The organism is Clostridium sp. MCC345, assembly GCF_018785345.1.
GTDB lineage: Bacteria > Bacillota > Clostridia > Lachnospirales > Anaerotignaceae > Anaerotignum_A > Anaerotignum_A faecicola.
This window is the reverse complement of record NZ_WQPP01000003.1, coordinates 103,091-120,550: the sequence shown is the minus strand read 5'-3', so window position 1 is coordinate 120,550 and position 17,460 is coordinate 103,091. Positions and strand designations below refer to the sequence as shown.

The following is a 17,460-nucleotide window of genomic DNA, read 5'->3' as shown; positions in this document are numbered from 1 at the left end:
CTTTCATCCTCCTTACGCCATTACAAATCGATAATTTCCGCATTGGCAACCGCTTCCTCCAGCAGTCTGTCCAATTCGGTCAGCTTATGCTCCGCCTTTTCAATATAATTCAGACGAGGCTTTGTCACAGGATGCTTTGCCACAAAAACAGTACAGCAGTCCTCATACGGGCGAATGGAAATTTCAAATGTACCGATTTTTTCCGCACGTTCAATGATTTCCGCCTTATCCATCCCTGCCAGAGGGCGCAGTACAGGCAAATCGCAGACTGCATTGATGACCTGAATCCCCTGCATGGTCTGGCTTGCCACCTGTCCCACGCTTTCGCCTGTCACCAGTGCCAGTGCATCATCCTTGTGTGCGATCATTTCCGCCGCACGCATCATCGCACGTTTCAGATGAATCGTCAGGCGATCATGTGCCGTGTTATCCAGAAGGTACAGCTGCAATTCCGTAAAGGGAACCACATACAGCCGAAACTCCCCTGTAAAATCCGCAATGCGCTTCGCCAGATCAATAACCTTTTCCTTCGCCCATTCGCTCGTATACGGGGGGCTGTGGAAATAAACGCCCTCCACCTCAACGCCGCGTTTTGCCATCATCCATGTTGCAACAGGGCTGTCGATGCCGCCGGAAAGCAGGCTGACTGCCTTGCCGTTGCTACCATAGGGCAAGCCGCCGTAGGTGCGGATTGTTTTGGAATGTAAATAGGTGCTGTTGCGAATCTCAATATTCAGCGTCACATCCGGATGCTTCACATCCACCCTCATATTCGGCATGTGATCCAGAAGATACGCCCCCACCTCCATGCTCATTTCCATGGAATGCATGGGATAGCTTTTATTCGCACGGCGTGTATTTACCTTAAAGGTCATTTCCTTATCGCCGTAAAATTCCTGCATGTGCGCCAATGCTTCCTTGCAGATGGTATCAAAGCTGTTATCCTCCAAACGCACTCCGGGGCAGATGGAATGCAGCCCGAAGATGGTTTCCAGCTTGGGAATGGTAAAATCATAATCCAATTCGCCATCGCGATTTTCCACAATCAGGCGACCGGGGTCACGCACAACATAATAGTTGCCGTAGGGGTCGAGATTTTTGCGAATCGCGGAAATCAGACGGTTGATGAAGATATATTTATTATTGCCGCGCATGGCAATTTCACCGTATTTCACGATTAAAACCTTTTCAGCCATTATTTTCTCCTTTTCTTATCTGTTATATTTTCTGAAGAAGGGAACCAGTTCCTCCAACGCTTTCAGACATTCCTTTGCTTCCTCCACTGTATTATAGCGGCAGAAGCTGAAACGGATTGCCCCTTCAATTTCCGAGAAGGGCAGTCCCATTGCCGTCAGAACGGGGCTGCCGACCTTCTTCTTGCTGTCACAGGCAGAGCCGGCAGAAACCACAATGCCCTTGCTTTCCAGCGCGTGCAGTAGTACTTCGCTTCTGAGCCCCTTGAAGGTCACATTCAGCACATAGGGGCTTGCCTCCTCCAGGCTGTCCCCGTTCAGCTGGGTATCTGGCAGAGCGAGAATCCCTTCCAGCAAGGTCTGCTTTACCTCTCTCACATGGGCAATGCTTTCCTTCATGCTCTTGAAGGCTTCGTCACATGCCACGCCCAATGCCGCCGCGCCGGGGCCGTTTTCTGTACCGGGGCGCTGTCCTCTCTGCTGTCCGCCGCCGAGCATCAGCGGTTTCACCTTCAAGCCCTTGCGCATATAGAGCATCCCAACGCCCTTCGGTCCATGAATCTTATGACCGCTCATCGTCAGCAGGTCAATTTTCATTTTTTCCACATCAATGGGGTATTTCCCGAAGGCCTGCACCGCATCCACATGATACAGACACTGCGGATTCTTCTCCTTAATCAGCTTGCCGATTGCCGCCGCATCCTGCACCGTTCCCGTTTCGTTATTTACCAGAATCGTGCTGACCAGAACCGTATCGGGGCGGATGGCATTTGCCAGCTCCTCCAAGGAGATATGTCCCTGTCTGTCCACCTTCAGCCATGTGACCTCTGCGCCCTTTTCCTCTAATAGCTTCATAGGATTCTTCACCGCAGGGTGTTCAATTTCCGTTGTAATAAAGTGTTGTCCCTGTCTTTTATAGCCCTCTGCCGTGCCGTAAATCGCCCAGTTGTCGCCCTCTGTGCCGCCGCTGGTAAAGAAAACCTCGTCATATTTGCAGTGAATCCCTCTTGCGATGATTTCCGCCGCATTTCTGATTTCCTTTTCCGCCGCCAGACCCATGGCACTCACAGATGCAGGGTTGCCGTATTGTTCGCAGAGCATTGTGCTCATTTTTTCTGCTACCGCAGGCAGCGCTCTTGTCGTTGCCGCATTATCAAAATAAATCATACTTGCCTCCTCAATCCAATTCATATAAAAGGATAGCTGTTGTTGTCATGCCGGCCGTTTCCGTCCGCAGGATGCGTTTCCCAAGGGTGATTGGCGTAATGCCGTTTTCCTTCGCCAGTGCGATTTCTTCCTCAGCAAAGCCGCCCTCCGGCCCGATAAAAACGCCGATGCTCTCACCCTCAAAGTCCTTCACAAATTCGCGCAGCCCCATCTTTTCTTCCCGCTCATAAGGGATAATCGCGCCATCCAGCCTTTTTGCCTCTGCAACGGCATCCTTGAATTTTAGCACCTGTCCGCCGATTTCGGGAATCTTCCCTCTGCCGCTCTGCTTTGCCGCTGCCTCGGCAATTTTCTGCCAACGCTCCAGCTTTTTGCCTTCCTTTTTATCCAGCTTCACAATGGCGCGCTCCGTGCTGACCGCAACAATCCGCTCCACGCCAAGCTCCACGCATTTCTGAATAATCAGCTCCATCTTATCCGCCTTTGGCAGTCCCTGATAAAGCGTAATTTTTGTTTTCGGCTCTGTTTCGCAGGGCGCTTTGGAGAGAATCTCCAGCTGTACCCCATCTGTCAGAGAGGAAATTCTACATTGGTAATCCATGCCCTCTCCGTCGCAAAGCGTTAGCTCCTCGCCCTCCTTCGCGCGCAGAACGGTCTTAATATGCTTTTCGTCCTCTCCATGCAGGCAAATCTGTCCTTGTGTCATGTCGATTTTATCAAAGAAAAATTTCGGCATCCCCATCACCCCACATATTTCGATGCGATGGCAACCCAGCCCTTTTTCTCACGCACATCCTGCACGTCAAAGCCGCCTGCCGCCAGTGCCGCAAGCACATCCTCTTTTCTCTCGGTAATGATACCACTCGAAAGGAAAATACCGCCGTCCTTAATATAGTCAGGCACCTGCTTCGTCAGTGCAATGATGATATCCGCCACAATGTTTGCCTCTACCATGTCATATTTTTTGCCGCTGTATTTTTCATGCAGTGCCGCATCCTCCAGAATATTCCCTGCACAAACATGGTATTTCTCTCTGGGAATATCGTTCCTGTCGCTGTTTTCATAAGCAATCGCTATGGCATTCGGGTCAATGTCCACTGCATCCGCCTCCTTCGCCTCCAACAAAAGAGAGGCAATCGAAAGAATCCCGCTGCCACAGCCGATATCCAGAACCATATCGTCCTTTTTCACATATTTTTCAATCAATTCCATGCAAAGCTGCGTGGTTTCGTGTGTCCCTGTGCCGAAGATATGTCCGGGGTCAATTTTCAGAATCACCTTATCGGTTTCCTCCGTCAACTCCTCCCAAGAGGGCTTAATCATGATTTTTTCGCCGACAGGGAAGGGCTTAAAATATTTCTTCCAGTTGTTCGCCCAATCCTCCTCCTGCACGTTTTTCATTTTTAGCTCCAAAGAGCCTAAATCCAATTCCTTCTCACTCGCCTTCACTGCCGCCAATGCGCCCTGAATCTGTGCAAGCTGTTCTCTGCCGTAAAGGTTATCGCGCAGGAAAAAGGTAATTCCTGTTTCCAGTTCTTCCTTTTCCTCCACCAGCTCATCTGCCACATAATCCCATTCTCTGTTGGGGTTTTCCAGAAATTCCGCAAAATCCGCCTCATCATGAATCATCAGTCCTGTCAGTCCGCACTGATACAGCACGCCCTCCACAGGCTCCAGTCCAATCCGGCTGGTCGCTACGAATACTTCAATCCATTCCATTTCAGGTTTTCTCCTTCCGTTGATCCGTTGCCCGTCAAATGTCTGAGCAAGTGCACAAATGCGTCTTTATGCATTTGCTCACCCGCTTGTCGGGACTTTTTTTATAAAAAGGAAATAAAGCCGTCCTTAAATCAGCAGAACGGCTTCGTGTTATTTGTCATAGAGTTCGCATACTTCCCGATAGCTTTCCGGTGTCCCGATGTCGTAGCATTCTCCCTCAAAGGTATAGGCGTATACCTCCTTCTGATGATAGAGCCATGCCGGGAAGTTGCCGGGGGAATCCGGCTTATTGCCTGCCGCCAGATATGCGGCAAACATGGGAACGGTTTCTTTCTTATAGAGGTATGCGGCGAATACAACCGTATTGGATTTGGGCTTTGCGGGCTTTTCCTCAATATCCAGCACCCTTCCGTTTTCATCCAGAAGGGCAATGCCGAATTGGCTCAGCGCCGCCTCGTCCTCCCAGACCTTCACGCACACACAGTCGCGGTTCTTTTCATGGAAGAAATCCACATATTCCTTCAGCGAATAGGTGAAGAAATTATCTCCTGCAATTACCATCAGGTCATCCGCAATCTGCATTTCGTCAATCACAAAGGAAATATCCCCGATTGCGCCGCGCTTATTGGAATCATCTGTTGTGCCGTCATTCAGAACGGTAATGGGTACGCGGCTTTTCGCCGTTTTTGCCCAGTCCGCAAACTGCTCTGCGAATTTATCATTGGAAACCACATAAATCGCATCCAGCTCTTTTACGGTATTCATCTTCTCTACAATATGATCAATGATTGGTTTTTTGCCAATGGGGAGCAAAGCCTTCGGCGTATGCAATGTCAGCGGATATAATCTTGTGGCATAGCCCGCCGCCAAAATAATGGCTTTCATCTTCTCTCCTCCTTCATGTTGTTTCTTTTATTCTGCCCTGCCAAACAGACCATCGCAGATTTCCTGCAGCTGCTTCGGCAGAGGAGCCGTCATTTCCTTTCCGTAAAGATAGCCCAGAGGACCCTCCTGTTCCTTCCATTCCACCCGAAGGGCATGTAAGAACTGATTGGAAAGGGCATATTCCTCTCGGAATTTTCGATTTGTCGCTTCCGAGCCGTATTTTCTGTCACCTGCAACGGGATGCCCGATTGCCTGCATGTGGGCACGAATCTGATGCGTCTTACCCGTAATCAGCTGAATTTCCAGAAGGGTATAGCCCTTTGCATGTGCAAGCGGACGATATTTCGTCATCGTTCTTGCGCCGCTTCCCTCCCGTTTGGAAATGCGCACCTGATTCTTTTCTGCATCCTTCGTCAGATAGGCGGTAATTTCGCCCGCCTCATGTATTTCCCCTGCAACTAGTGTCAGATAAAACTTATTCAGCTTGCGGCTGCGAATGATTTCATTCGCCGCCTGCACAGCCTGCAGGGTTTTCCCCGCAATCACAATGCCGCTTGTGTTTCTGTCCAGTCGGTTGCAGAGTGCCGGGGTAAAGCTGCTCTCCGCCGCAGGGGTATACTGCCCCTTCTGATAAAGATAATAAAGCACCTGATCAATCAGCGTATCGGTATCACTGCTTCTTTCGGGATGTGTGAGCAGTCCTGCCGGCTTGGAAACCACCAGAATCTCGTCATCCTCATACACAATGCCGAAATGCCTTTTTGCCGCAGGCACCGTTTTTTCCTCCATAAAGGACTGCATCGTTTCCTCGGCGAGGTAAAGCCTGAGGGTGTCCCCTGCCCGAAGCAGTTCGTTTCCCTCTGCCTTACCGCCGTTGTATTTGATGCGTTTTTTCCGCAGCATTTTATAAATAAAGCCCTTGGAGGCCTTATTCATATATTTCAGCAGAAACTTGTCCAGCCTTTGATTTTCCTCGTTTTTGGTAATGATAATCTCTTTCAAGGCTCTTCCCTCCGGAAAATCAGCTGTGAATCCATGCCAGATATGCGCTGATAAAGTTATCAATCTCACCATCCATCACCGCGTCCACCTTACCGGTTTCCTCGCCTGTCCGGTGATCCTTTACCAGAGTATAGGGCATAAAGATGTAGGAACGAATCTGGCTGCCCCAGCCGATTTCCTTTACATCCCCACGGATTTCCGCCAGCTTCTGCATCTGCTCCTCAATCTTGAGGGCAAGCAGCTTACTTCTCAGCATTTTGAATGCCTTATCCTTATTGGCAAACTGGCTTCTCTCCTCCTGACAGGATACCACAACCCCCGTAGGGAAGTGTGTGATACGGATTGCAGATGAGGTCTTGTTGATGTGCTGACCGCCTGCACCGCTGGCTCTGTAGGTATCAATACGGATATCATCCGGCTTGATTTCAATTTCCGTATCATCCTCAATTTCAGGCATAACATCGCAGGACGCAAAAGAGGTCTGCCGTCTGCCTGCGCTGTCGAAGGGAGACACACGCACCAGACGGTGAATCCCCTTCTCGGATTTCAGATAGCCATAGGCATTTTCGCCGTTTACCTGAATGGTAACGGATTTCAGTCCGGCTTCATCGCCGTCCAGCATATCCAGTACCTCCACCTCGAAGCCTTCCTTCTGCGCCCATCTGGAATACATGCGGAAAAGCATATTTGTCCAGTCACACGCCTCTGTGCCGCCTGTCCCCGCATGCAGGGTAACAATGGCATTGTTGCGGTCATATTCGCCATCGAGCATCGTTGCAATGCGTAGTGCCTCGTATTCCGCAAGGAAGGAATCGTTCATTTCCTTTACTTCTTCATATACGCTGTCATCCTGCTCCTCGATGCCCATTTCGATGAGAGTCAGAATATCCTCGTAGGTTGTTACAAGGCCTTCATATTTGCCGACCTTATTTTTCAGTGCTTTCAGCTTCTGCAATGTTTTCTGGCTCTTTTCCAGATCATTCCAGAAATCGGGGTCTGCGGAAAGCTCTTCTAATTCGTTTATCTTCTCCTTCGCGCCAGCGACGTCAAAGTGAAGCCCCCATTTCCTTTAATTTTTCGTCATAAGCAGAAAGGCCCAGACGGATCTGTTCTAACTCGAACATAAAAAATCATCTCCTTCATAATGAAAATAGAATTGATTTATTAGTTGACAAAGCATCCTGCGGCTTGGGCTTGCCACCAAAGACAGTTTGTCCTATTTATCTTCCTCGGAAAAATTTTCCGTTGAAAATCGAATGAAATTGCCGCCGAAGGAGGCCGAAAAATCTTCTATCGGCACCCACCAATTCGGCTTGTTTTGCTCCAAAAAGGCAGACGGATGATGCACCAGAAAGGCTGTCAGTCTGCCGTCCTCGGTCTCATAGCCAAGCACAGGCACCAAATGTCCGCTTTTCCCGTAAACACCGCTGCCGTCCGGCTTGGGCTTGCCCCCTTGAAAAAGGGGTGCCACAGAAACCATGCAGGGATGCCCTGCATCCAGCTCCTGCTTTAAGTCCTCTGCTGTTTTTTCGCGCAGTGCCTCGCCGTAAATGCCGTAATCCGCCGCAAGCTTCGCCAGCCCCCAGTGAATCCAGCCGACACCTTCTTTATAGGCACCTGCCGCAACACCCTTTGCAATCATTGTGCCATGGCGCTCCACCTGCTTGCCAAGGCCCTCCAATATCATACGCAAGGAGGCAATACCGCAACTGCGAAAGGTCCAGCTGTCCGCCTCAGAGAAGGAGGAAAAGCCCTCCTCCTTCCATGTTTCCTGCGTCATTCTCTGGGTATAAAAAGGGAAATCCATCTGTAGCCGATATTGCTTTTTTTCTCCCATTTGTTTCCCTCTTTCTGTCCCAAATGCTGCAAAATACCTGTGCATCTGCGTAAGCAAGCTTCCGCCTTGCACAGTCGCTTGATAACGCTTTCTTTACACATTTCTGCCACAGCACTGCTTATATTTCTTGCCGCTGCCGCAGGGGCAGGGGTCGTTTCTGCCGATTTTTTCATCAGCGCGCTTCTTCGGCTGCTTTACCGCAGAATCATCCTTATTGGTGAACATCTGCTTCGGCGGTTCCTCCTGCTTCACCTCTGTCTGGATACGCACGCGGTAAAGAATCTTCAGCGTATCCTCCTGAATATGATTGCTCATTTCCTCGAACATATCATACGCCGCAAATTTATATTCTGTCAGAGGGTCTCTCTGTGCATAAGCATGCAGCCCAATCCCCTGACGCATCTGATCCATATCATCAATATGATCCATCCATTTCTGGTCAATCACGCGCAGCATCACCACGCGCTCCAGCTCACGCATGCGTTCTTCGCCCTCAGCCTGTCCCTGACCGATTTCCTTTTCCTTCATTTCATACAGCTGATTGCCCAGCTTTGTCAGGGTTTCCTTCAGCTTATCCTTTGTCATCTGAGGCAGTGCTTCATCCTTGATATTCACCTTGCCGACAGGAATAATTGCACTCAGAGATTCGCTGAATGCCGCCATATCCCATTCCTCAGGCAGCTGGTCATCGCTCATATGTGCGTCCACCGTGCGTTCCACAACCGCGCCAATCATGCCGACAATGCTGTCTCTCAGGTTTTCACCGTAAAGCACGCGTTTTCTTTCGCCATAAATGATTTCTCTCTGCTCATTCATGACCTGGTCATATTCCAGAAGGTGTTTACGAATGGCAAAGTTGTTGCCCTCTACCTTCTTCTGTGCATTTTCAATCGCCTTAGAAAGCATCCCTGCTTCAATCGGCTCGTCCTCTGTCATGCCCATCGCATCTACCAGCTTCATTGTCTTTTCAGAGCCAAACAGACGCATCAGGTCATCCTCCAGAGAGATATAGAAACGGGATTCGCCGGGGTCACCCTGACGACCGGCACGCCCACGCAGCTGGTTATCAATACGTCTGGATTCATGACGTTCCGTACCGATGATTTTCAAACCACCCAGCTCTGCAACGCCTTCGCCCAGCTTAATGTCCGTACCACGGCCGGCCATGTTTGTCGCAATCGTAACTGCGCCCATCTGCCCTGCCAGTGCAACGATTTCCGCTTCCTGTGCGTGGTACTTCGCATTCAGCACCTGATGCTTCACGCCCTCCATCTTCAGCAGCTTGCTCAGTGTTTCGGATTTTTCGATTGTAACCGTACCAACCAGTACTGGCTGTCCCTTTTCGTGTGCCGCAATAATATCTCTTACCACCGCGCGGAATTTGCCCGCCTCGGTACGATACACAACATCATCCAGATCCTTTCTCTGTATAGGACGGTTTGTGGGAATTTCCACAACGTCCATCCCATAGATATTACGGAATTCTTCTTCCTCTGTTTTCGCCGTACCTGTCATGCCGCATTTCTTAGCGTATTTATTGAAATAGTTCTGGAAGGTAATTGTTGCCAGAGTTTTGCTTTCTCTGCGCACCTGTACGTTTTCCTTCGCCTCGATTGCCTGATGCAGACCGTCGGAATAGCGTCTGCCCGGCATCATACGCCCTGTGAATTCATCAACGATAACGATTTCGCCCTCATGAATCACATAATCCTTATCCAGATGCATGTTATAGTTTGCCTTCAAGGCATTGTTGATATAATGCTGCAGCTCCAGATTTTCGGGATCGGAAAGGTTGTCCACGGAGAAATATTTTTCCGCCTTTGCAACACCTTCCTGCGTCAGCACAACGGATTTCGCCTTTTCATCCAGAACGAAGTCGCCTTCCTCCTGAATTTCCTCCTTCAGAAGGGCATTCATTGCCTCATCCTCATTCAAAATACGACCCTTTTTCAGTTTTTTAACAAACAAATCTGCCACGCGATACAAGTCCGTAGACTTGGAGCCGCTGCCGGAAATAATCAGGGGTGTTCTGGCTTCGTCAATCAGAACAGAGTCTACCTCGTCGATGATGGCATAATGCAGGTCTCTCTGCACCATGTTTTCCTTTCGTACTACCATGTTGTCACGCAGGTAGTCAAAGCCGAATTCATTGTTTGTACCATAGGTAATATCGCAGGCATACGCCGCGCGGCGTTCGTTGTTGTCCATCCCGTTCAGGATGCAGCCCACGCTCAGCCCTAAGAAACGGAATACCTCACCCATCCAGTCAGAGTCACGCTGTGCCAGATAGTCATTGACCGTAACCACATGTACGCCCTTGCCCTCCAGCGCATTCAGATATGCAGGCAGTGTTGCCACCAGTGTTTTACCTTCACCTGTTCTCATCTCGGCAATACGTCCCTGATGCATCACGATGCCGCCCATCAGCTGTACGGGAAAATGCTTCATATTCAGCACATTGGGACGGGAAGCCGCCTCTCTTACCACTGCATACGCCTCCGGCAGAATATCATCCAGTGTTTCGCCCTTTGCCAGACGATCCTTAAATTCCTGTGTCTTTCCTCTCAGCTCTTCATCCGAAAGGTTTTCATACTGGGGGCCCAGTGCTTCAATCTTCGCCACGATGGGCTTGATTTTCTTGATTTCCTTTTCACTGTAGTTCCCAAATATTTTTTCCAAGAAACCCATTTGGTTCACCTCATTTTTCTTTTCTCACATGTGCCGAAAGCAGACAGCCGCTCGATAGGCACACTTTTACATTATTATAGTATAGCAGAAGAACACCCCCGTACACAAGGAAAACTTGCGCATTTCAGGGGATGTTCAAAAAGTTTTAAGAAATCTTTATATAAATTTCACATTTTTTCTCAATACCACTATTCTTCTGACGAAAAACAGCGCATTTTATTCCGCTTCTGCTTTATTTCTCTGATTTCGACTCAAGCGCCGCCTTCTTCCAGCATTTATAGCACATCGGACGATAGCTTTCGTTGCCCCCCAGAAGGAACTGCTCCCCTTCGGTAACAACTCTGCCCTCCGCATCAATTCTTGCGTTCACCATAGCCTTTCCGCCACAGGTGCAGACCGTTTTCAGCTCCGTCACGGAATCTGCCAACTCAAACAGCCTTGCACTGCCGGGGAACAATCTTGTCCGAAAATCTGTCCGCAGTCCAAAGCAGAACACAGGCACATTGTAATAATCCACAATCTCCCGTAGCTGCTCCACATGGGCAGGCTGTAAAAACTGTGCCTCATCCACAATAATCACATCATAAAATTCCCGTTCTCTGTCACGGAAAACCTCATATAAATCCATATCGTCGTCAATCACATCCGCAGGCTGCTCCAGCCCGATGCGAGAATGTACCTTATCTGCGCCATAGCGCGTATCTGCCGCAGGCTTCATCAGCCAGACGCGCATCCCCTGTTCCTCGTAGTTGAATTTCGTAATGAGTGCCTGTGCCGATTTGGAGCTGCCCATCACGCCGTATCTGAAATATAATTTTGCCATACACAAAACCCCTTTGCTTTTTCTTCTCAATTTCCCTGTTATGATACCACAATCCTAGCCCCTTGGCGAGTGACACTCTCCCCAAAAATTCTTTTGCTTTTTGCTTTCTTTTCTCAAAAAAAAGAGTATACTGTCTAAAGAAGGTAAAATGACAAAAATATAACAAAATGATACCCACCAAAAATTCAGATTGGAGATGACTTTGTTGATTACAGATTTAACCCGGGGCAGCAGCCGAAAAATGCTCTGGATGTTTTCCATTCCCATGCTGCTGAGTGTTGCCTTTCAGCAGGTTTATCAAATTGCAGACAGCATCATTGCCGGGCAGTTCATCGGTGAAGCCGCGCTTGCGGCAGTCGGTGCATCCCACCCCATCACTATGATTTTCATGGCAGTTGCCGTTGGCAGCAATATCGGCTGTGCCGTTGTGGTTTCCCGCCTGTTCGGGGCAAAAAAATACAGCGCACTCAAAACGGCTATCTGCACCATCTTCTGCGCCTGCATTGCGGTCAGCGTGGTTCTGACGCTTGTCGGCATTTTCGGCGGAAGTGCCATGCTTCGCCTCATCCGCACCCCTGCCGATGTTTTCGCCGATGCCAAACTCTATCTGCATATCTATATCTATGGGTTTTTGTTCCTGTATCTTTATAATATCTGCAACGGCATCTTCACCTCTCTGGGGGACAGCCGTACGCCGCTGTATTTCCTCATCGGCTCCTCCATAAGTAATATTCTTCTGGATATTTTCTTCGTGGTCTGGCTGAAAATGGGCGTTGCCGGTGTTGCATGGGCAACCTTCGCCGCACAGGGCGCGGCATCCGTGCTCGCCTTTCTTACGCTGGTGCATCGCATCAAGCAATTAAGAAGCACCGAGCCGTATGCAAAATTTTCCGCAGAAATGCTTGTACAGGTTACCATCGTTGCCATTCCAAGTATTTTGCAGCAATGCTTTGTTTCCGTCGGGAATCTTTTCGTGCAGTCTGCCGTCAATAGCTATGGCTCTGCCGTTGTTGCAGGCTTTTCTGCCTGCCAGAAGCTGAATACCTTTGCCGTCACCTGTATGACAACCCTGTCCAACGGCGTTTCCTCCTTCACCGCTCAGAACCTCGGCGCAGATAAAAAGGAACGTGTTTCCGAAGGCTTTCGGGCAGGGGCGCTCCTCGGTATTCTGGTCTGCGTACCGTTTTTCCTGTTCTATTTCTTCTTCGGCCGCACCGCCATGGGGCTGTTTCTGGATGAAAGCAGTGCTGCCGCAATTCAGGCAGGTGTAGACTATATGCACATCGTCACCCCCTTCTATTTCATCGTAACGATTAAGGTCATGTGCGATGGGGTGCTGCGCGGCGGCAGTGCCATGCTCTATTTCATGACAACCACCTTCACCGACCTCTTCCTGCGTGTGGCGTTGGCGTTTCTCTTTGCAAAAGGGCTTGGTCTCGGCGCAACCGGCATCTGGATGGCATGGCCCTTCGGCTGGACACTTTCCGCCCTTCTTTCCATTTTCTTCTATCGTTTAAAGCCTTGGCTGAAAAAAGATCTCTGATACTAAAAAATGCACTACGAAATCGTAGTGCATTTTTTGACCTATTTATCCTCTTTGATATTCTTTTTCCGAATGTTTTCCTCAATCAGCTCTCTTGTATATTCCCAGATTTCCGCCGAACCCAATTCCGTTTTCGCCTGTCTCCCCCAGACCTGACTGCGGCTCACCCTATGCGCACGCCAATCTCCGCCGTCATTGGCATTATTCAGCAGCAGCGGCTGAAAATTATCCATCACATGCGCAAATCTTGCCTCTGGTGTTTCATTCGCTTCAAATTCTTCAAATAATCCGCGCAGCTCATCTCTCTGGTCATCTGGCAGTAAGCCGAAAATCCGCTCTGCCGCCTTTTCCTCCCGTTCCGCCTGCGTTGCCAACCCTGCCGTATCGTAGGCATAGGTGTCCCCTGCATCAATCTCCACAATATCATGAATCAGCGCCATCATCATCGTTTTCGCAAGGTCAAATTCCGCATTTGCGTATTCCTTCAGCAGATAAATCATCATCGCCATGTGCCATGCATGCTCGGCATCGTTTTCCCTTCTGCCGTGCCCGCTCAGGTGCGTCTGTCTAAGAATATTCTTCTCCTTGTCCGCCTCCAGAATAAACGCCACCTGCTTCTTAAATCGTTTTCTGTCCATCGTTCTCCCTCTTTCTTCATAAGAAAAGCCTTAGACCTTTCGGTCTAAGGCTCAGGAACTCGTCTGTTTATTTTTCTGCTTCAGCAAGTCAAAATCCTAATTTCAACTTGTTTTTAATATTCGGGCTCAATCAGACCGTAGGTGCCGTTCTTTCTCTTATAAACCACGCTTACCTCGTCTGTCTCCGCATCGCGGAATACAAAGAAGCTATGCCCTACCAGTTCCATTTCCATAACAGCCTCTTCCGCATCCATAGGCTTTACGGCAAAACGCTTTACCTTCTCGATTTTTACCAGAGGCTCGTCATCCAGACTTTCCTCAGGCACCAGAATTGCCGCATATTCTGCCGCATAGGCATCTGCGCCGTTTCTGATTTTGGTGCGCATCCGTTTTTTATAACGGACAACCTGCCCCTCCAGAATATCCACCGTTTTATCCATAGCGGCTGTCATGTCCGCATCCTGCACCTCTGCCCGTGCATATCTTTTATTCATAGGAATGGTTACTTCCACCGTAGCAACCTGTTTTTCCAAGCTTAATGTGATGGTTGCCTCTGTGTCCGCAGGGAACAGCTTGGCAATTCGATCCATCTTCTTTTCTACCATTTCCTTTGTTTTGTCCCATACATCGATGTTTTTCCCAATAATGTTATAACGCATACTAACAACTCCCTTCGGGATTCTCTCATCTTCTCAGAGAATCAAAAACATATATCCAATCGGCACCGCGCCGATGAGATTCAAAAGTAATCAAAATGGATTTCTTGTTTATTTGTTATATTCTCCGTTATTTCGTAAAATCCTTCTTTCTTTTGAAAAAAATATTTGAATTTTCGATTTTTTTCGCAGGCGCATCAAAAAAAGAGTTGTAGGCTTTTTCTGCTTTCGTTTCCATAATCTGATTTATGGAATCGGATACTTTTTCCGCAGAAGCAGAAACGGCGGATTCTCAGGCTTTTCAAATTTCCACAAAAAACGACATTCCTCTCCATTTTTCCACAAATTTTTTTGCACAACCTGTGGATATTGTGAATAACCTTGTGGAAAACTTACGTTTCAAGGATTTTTATTGTGGATAAAACGTGGAATTTATCCACGTTTTCCACAGTCACATTCTTCTGTTCATATCTGCCATAGGTTCACATAATCTTCCATCTCTCAAAAAGAAAAAGCCCTTCATTCTTTTTTTATCGCCGCATTAAGGCTGATTCATAACCTGAAAAATATAGAATTTCAGATAATAGGATTCCTCTGCCGCCCAGAGAATCGGATGATCGGGTGCCTGATGGCGATATTCCACCTGACGCAGGCGTTTATGCACATTCTTTGCCGCCTGCCCGATGGTCTGGGTGAACAATTCATAGGTCATAAAATGCGAGCAGGAGCAGGTTGCCAGAAATCCGCCGTCCTTCAGCAGCTTCATGGCACGCAGGTTGATTTCGCGATAGCCCTTAACCGCATTCTTGACAGAGCTTCTGGACTTTGTAAAGGCAGGAGGATCCAGAATAATCACATCGAATTTTCTGCCCTCTGCTTCGAGTCTGGGCAGCAGCGCAAACACGTCCTCGCACTGAAATTTCACAACCTCCTGCAAGCCATTCAGCTTGGCATTCTCCGTTGCCTGATCCACTGCAAGCTGACTTGCATCAATCCCCAGCACGCTTTTTGCCCCTGCAATGCCTGCATTCAGCGCAAAGGAGCCTGTATGGGTAAAGCAGTCCAGCACATCCATTCCCTGACAAATTTTATGAATGGACAGTCGATTATATTTCTGGTCAAGGAAAAAGCCGGTTTTCTGCCCTTCCTCCACATCAACGATATATTTTACGCCGTTTTCCACAATCTGCACCTTCGTATCAAAGGGTTCGCTGAGGAAGCCCTTCCAAGGCTGCATGCCCTCCTGCCTGCGCACCTTCGCATCACTGCGTTCATACACGCCGCGGATATGGATGCCGTCCTCCAGCATAGCTTCGATGAGCAGGCGCAGAATCGTTTCCTTCATGCGGTCAATCCCCATCGCAAGAGACTGTACCACAAGCACATCGGAGAATTTATCCACAACCAGACCGGGCAGAAAATCCGCTTCCCCGAAAATAACACGGCAGGAGGAAATATCCACCGTCCGTTTGCGGTAATTCCATGCCGCCTCTACTCTGGCGCGCAGAAATGCCTCATCAATCACCGCATCCTTATTTCTGCTCATCATACGAATGGTGATTTTGGAATTGTTATTATAAAAGCCTGTCCCCATGGGATAGCCGTCAAAATCCTGCACCGCAATCAGCTCGCCATTGACCGCATCCTCCGTCACTGCGGCAATTTCATTATCGAATATCCAAAGACCGCCCGCCTTAAGCATACGCCCTTCGCCCTTTTTCAATGTTGCAACAGGTAAACCCATCAGCCTTCTCCTTTCTGAATAAAAACCCTTCCTGCGAAAAAAAGGAGTATCTCCCGATACTCCTTTTCATTTTACTTATCTTACTTATCCGCTTATCAGACTTGCTTAGTTTGCGTAGTTATTGAAGTAATTCTGAACCAGAACGATAGGGGTACCCTTATCACCGGAACCACTTGTCAGGTCACACAGGGAACCAATCAGGTCTGTCAGGCGGCGAGGTGTGGTACCTTCGGATGCCATCTGTCCTTTCAGATTTGCTTCTTTTGCCTTGATTGCATTCTTAATTGCATCTGCCAGTGCATCGCCGTTCAGGTCAGCAAAATCGTTATCTGCCAGATATTTCAGCTTCAGCTCATTGGGCAGACCGTTCAGACCATCTGTATAGCCTGCGCCGACAACGGGGTCAGCCAGCTCCCAAATCTTACCAACGGGATCCTTGAATGCGCCGTCGCCATAAACCATAGCCTCTACCTTTACGCCGGTGCGTGCGATTATTTCCTTCTGGATTTTTTCTGCTACCTCCTGTGCGTTCTTAGGGAACAGCTTGATGGTTGTTTCTGTTGCCTTATTGGAGCCAAGCAGACCGTACTCTGCATTGTAGCCACTGCCATTTACGGGTGCGTTCAGGATTTCTGCCAGTGTCAGAACCTTTTCGCCGCCCTTTGCCAGAATACGGCGTTTGGAGCGTTCTCTGTTGTGAATATCACAGCACAGCACGTTCTTTGTATACTTTACGATTGCTTCGGGGTGGTTTGCGAATACGATTTCAGCTTCTGCGCCTTCCTCTTCAATCAGACCCTTGTAGTATTCTACATAGTCAACGCCTGTGAAGGGGTGCTTCACATAGCCGAATGCCTTACGGTATTCATCCAGAGACAGCACGTCTGTGTAGGGATTTACGCCGCTGTCATCCAGAATATCCATATCAAACAGGTGGTTGCCTACTTCATCGGAAGGATAGCTCAGCATCAGCACTACCTTCTTTGCGCCCTTTGCGATACCTCTCAGGCAGATTGCAAAACGGTTTCTGCTGAGGATGGGGAATACAACACCGACTGTTTCACCGCCCAGCTTTGCTTTTACGTCTGCCGCAATATCCTCTGTGGATGCGTAGTTGCCGTCTGCACGAGCAACAACTGCCTCTGTTACACAGATTACATCTCTTTCATGCAGCTGGAAACCATCCTGCTCCACTGCCGCCAGAACGGAATCTGCTACGATTTTAACGATGTCATCCCCTTCACGGATGATAGGTGCTTTGATACCTCTGGAAATTGTTCCTGCCATAGTGTAAAACCTCCTGAAAAATTCGATTTATTTCTCACAGGCATTCTGCCTGCTTTGATCGAATGATTTTTGCCATTGTGCAAAGCGGAAACCCGAATCCCATTTTCTGCAAGCAGAATGGTCTTCCTAAGGAAAAAACGGCTTTCTCCGCTATAAATGTAAAAAGATCCCACGAAAACGCGGGATCGATGGCAAAATTTCTAGTCATGGTGTGATGAAAGTACATTCGATCACCGACGCACTCATTCTACCAAGAAAAGCGCACACTTGTCAATAAT

General features: G+C 48.7%; 15 protein-coding genes. 1 reads left to right on the top strand and 14 read right to left on the bottom strand.

Annotation, left to right across the window (positions count from 1 at the left end):
* Positions 1-20 precede the first annotated feature (20 nt).
* From thiI to GPK49_RS00655, 10 genes are all read right to left on the bottom strand, one after another.
* Positions 21-1,196, bottom strand: a complete 1,176-nt coding sequence (gene thiI / locus GPK49_RS00700) for a tRNA uracil 4-sulfurtransferase ThiI (RefSeq protein ID WP_016406690.1) — start codon at positions 1,194-1,196, stop codon at positions 21-23.
* 15 nt (positions 1,197-1,211) lie between these two features.
* Entirely contained in the window at positions 1,212-2,360 is a 1,149-nt protein-coding gene (locus GPK49_RS00695; RefSeq protein WP_118580855.1) for a cysteine desulfurase family protein, read from the bottom strand.
* A gap of 10 nt (positions 2,361-2,370) precedes the next feature.
* Positions 2,371-3,096, bottom strand: coding sequence for a 16S rRNA (uracil(1498)-N(3))-methyltransferase (locus GPK49_RS00690; protein WP_215676451.1), 726 nt, complete (start codon positions 3,094-3,096; stop codon positions 2,371-2,373).
* A 5-nt stretch (positions 3,097-3,101) separates the two neighbouring features.
* On the bottom strand, positions 3,102-4,079 hold the full coding sequence (gene prmA / locus GPK49_RS00685) for a 50S ribosomal protein L11 methyltransferase (RefSeq protein ID WP_215676450.1): 978 nt from the start codon (positions 4,077-4,079) through the stop codon (positions 3,102-3,104).
* Between the two features lie 150 nt (positions 4,080-4,229).
* Complete coding sequence (locus GPK49_RS00680) at positions 4,230-4,964, bottom strand: nucleotidyltransferase family protein (protein ID WP_215676449.1); 735 nt, start codon at positions 4,962-4,964, stop codon at positions 4,230-4,232.
* Positions 4,965-4,991: 27 nt separating this feature from the next.
* Positions 4,992-5,966, bottom strand: a complete 975-nt coding sequence (locus GPK49_RS00675; protein ID WP_215676448.1) for an RluA family pseudouridine synthase — start codon at positions 5,964-5,966, stop codon at positions 4,992-4,994.
* A 19-nt stretch (positions 5,967-5,985) separates the two neighbouring features.
* A protein-coding gene (gene prfB / locus GPK49_RS00670) for a peptide chain release factor 2 (RefSeq protein ID WP_118580866.1) occupies positions 5,986-7,090 on the bottom strand; the annotation gives its coding sequence in 2 pieces (ribosomal slippage) (positions 5,986-7,014 and positions 7,016-7,090; 1,104 coding nt in all).
* A gap of 92 nt (positions 7,091-7,182) precedes the next feature.
* Positions 7,183-7,803 carry a C39 family peptidase gene (locus tag GPK49_RS00665; protein WP_160117362.1) on the bottom strand — a complete coding sequence of 207 codons (621 nt, stop codon included), beginning with the start codon at positions 7,801-7,803 and terminating at the stop codon, positions 7,183-7,185.
* A 93-nt stretch (positions 7,804-7,896) separates the two neighbouring features.
* A complete protein-coding gene (gene secA, locus GPK49_RS00660) occupies positions 7,897-10,491 on the bottom strand; it encodes a preprotein translocase subunit SecA (protein WP_016406682.1) in 2,595 nt (864 codons plus the stop codon).
* 232 nt (positions 10,492-10,723) lie between these two features.
* On the bottom strand, positions 10,724-11,314 hold the full coding sequence (locus GPK49_RS00655) for a thymidine kinase (RefSeq protein ID WP_016406681.1): 591 nt from the start codon (positions 11,312-11,314) through the stop codon (positions 10,724-10,726).
* Positions 11,315-11,510: 196 nt separating this feature from the next.
* Between GPK49_RS00655 and GPK49_RS00650 the strand changes: the two genes are divergently transcribed.
* On the top strand, positions 11,511-12,857 hold the full coding sequence (locus tag GPK49_RS00650; RefSeq protein WP_444876927.1) for an MATE family efflux transporter: 1,347 nt from the start codon (positions 11,511-11,513) through the stop codon (positions 12,855-12,857).
* A 41-nt stretch (positions 12,858-12,898) separates the two neighbouring features.
* Here the strand turns inward: GPK49_RS00650 and GPK49_RS00645 are convergent, their stop codons facing one another.
* From GPK49_RS00645 to GPK49_RS00630, 4 genes are all read right to left on the bottom strand, one after another.
* Complete coding sequence (locus tag GPK49_RS00645; RefSeq protein WP_016406679.1) at positions 12,899-13,495, bottom strand: HD domain-containing protein; 597 nt, start codon at positions 13,493-13,495, stop codon at positions 12,899-12,901.
* Positions 13,496-13,608: 113 nt separating this feature from the next.
* Complete coding sequence (hpf, locus tag GPK49_RS00640; protein ID WP_016406678.1) at positions 13,609-14,154, bottom strand: ribosome hibernation-promoting factor, HPF/YfiA family; 546 nt, start codon at positions 14,152-14,154, stop codon at positions 13,609-13,611.
* A gap of 538 nt (positions 14,155-14,692) precedes the next feature.
* Positions 14,693-15,895, bottom strand: a complete 1,203-nt coding sequence (locus tag GPK49_RS00635; RefSeq protein WP_215676446.1) for a class I SAM-dependent rRNA methyltransferase — start codon at positions 15,893-15,895, stop codon at positions 14,693-14,695.
* A 105-nt stretch (positions 15,896-16,000) separates the two neighbouring features.
* Positions 16,001-17,182 carry a coenzyme F420-0:L-glutamate ligase gene (locus tag GPK49_RS00630; RefSeq protein ID WP_016406676.1) on the bottom strand — a complete coding sequence of 394 codons (1,182 nt, stop codon included), beginning with the start codon at positions 17,180-17,182 and terminating at the stop codon, positions 16,001-16,003.
* Between the last annotated feature and the right edge of the window lie 278 nt (positions 17,183-17,460).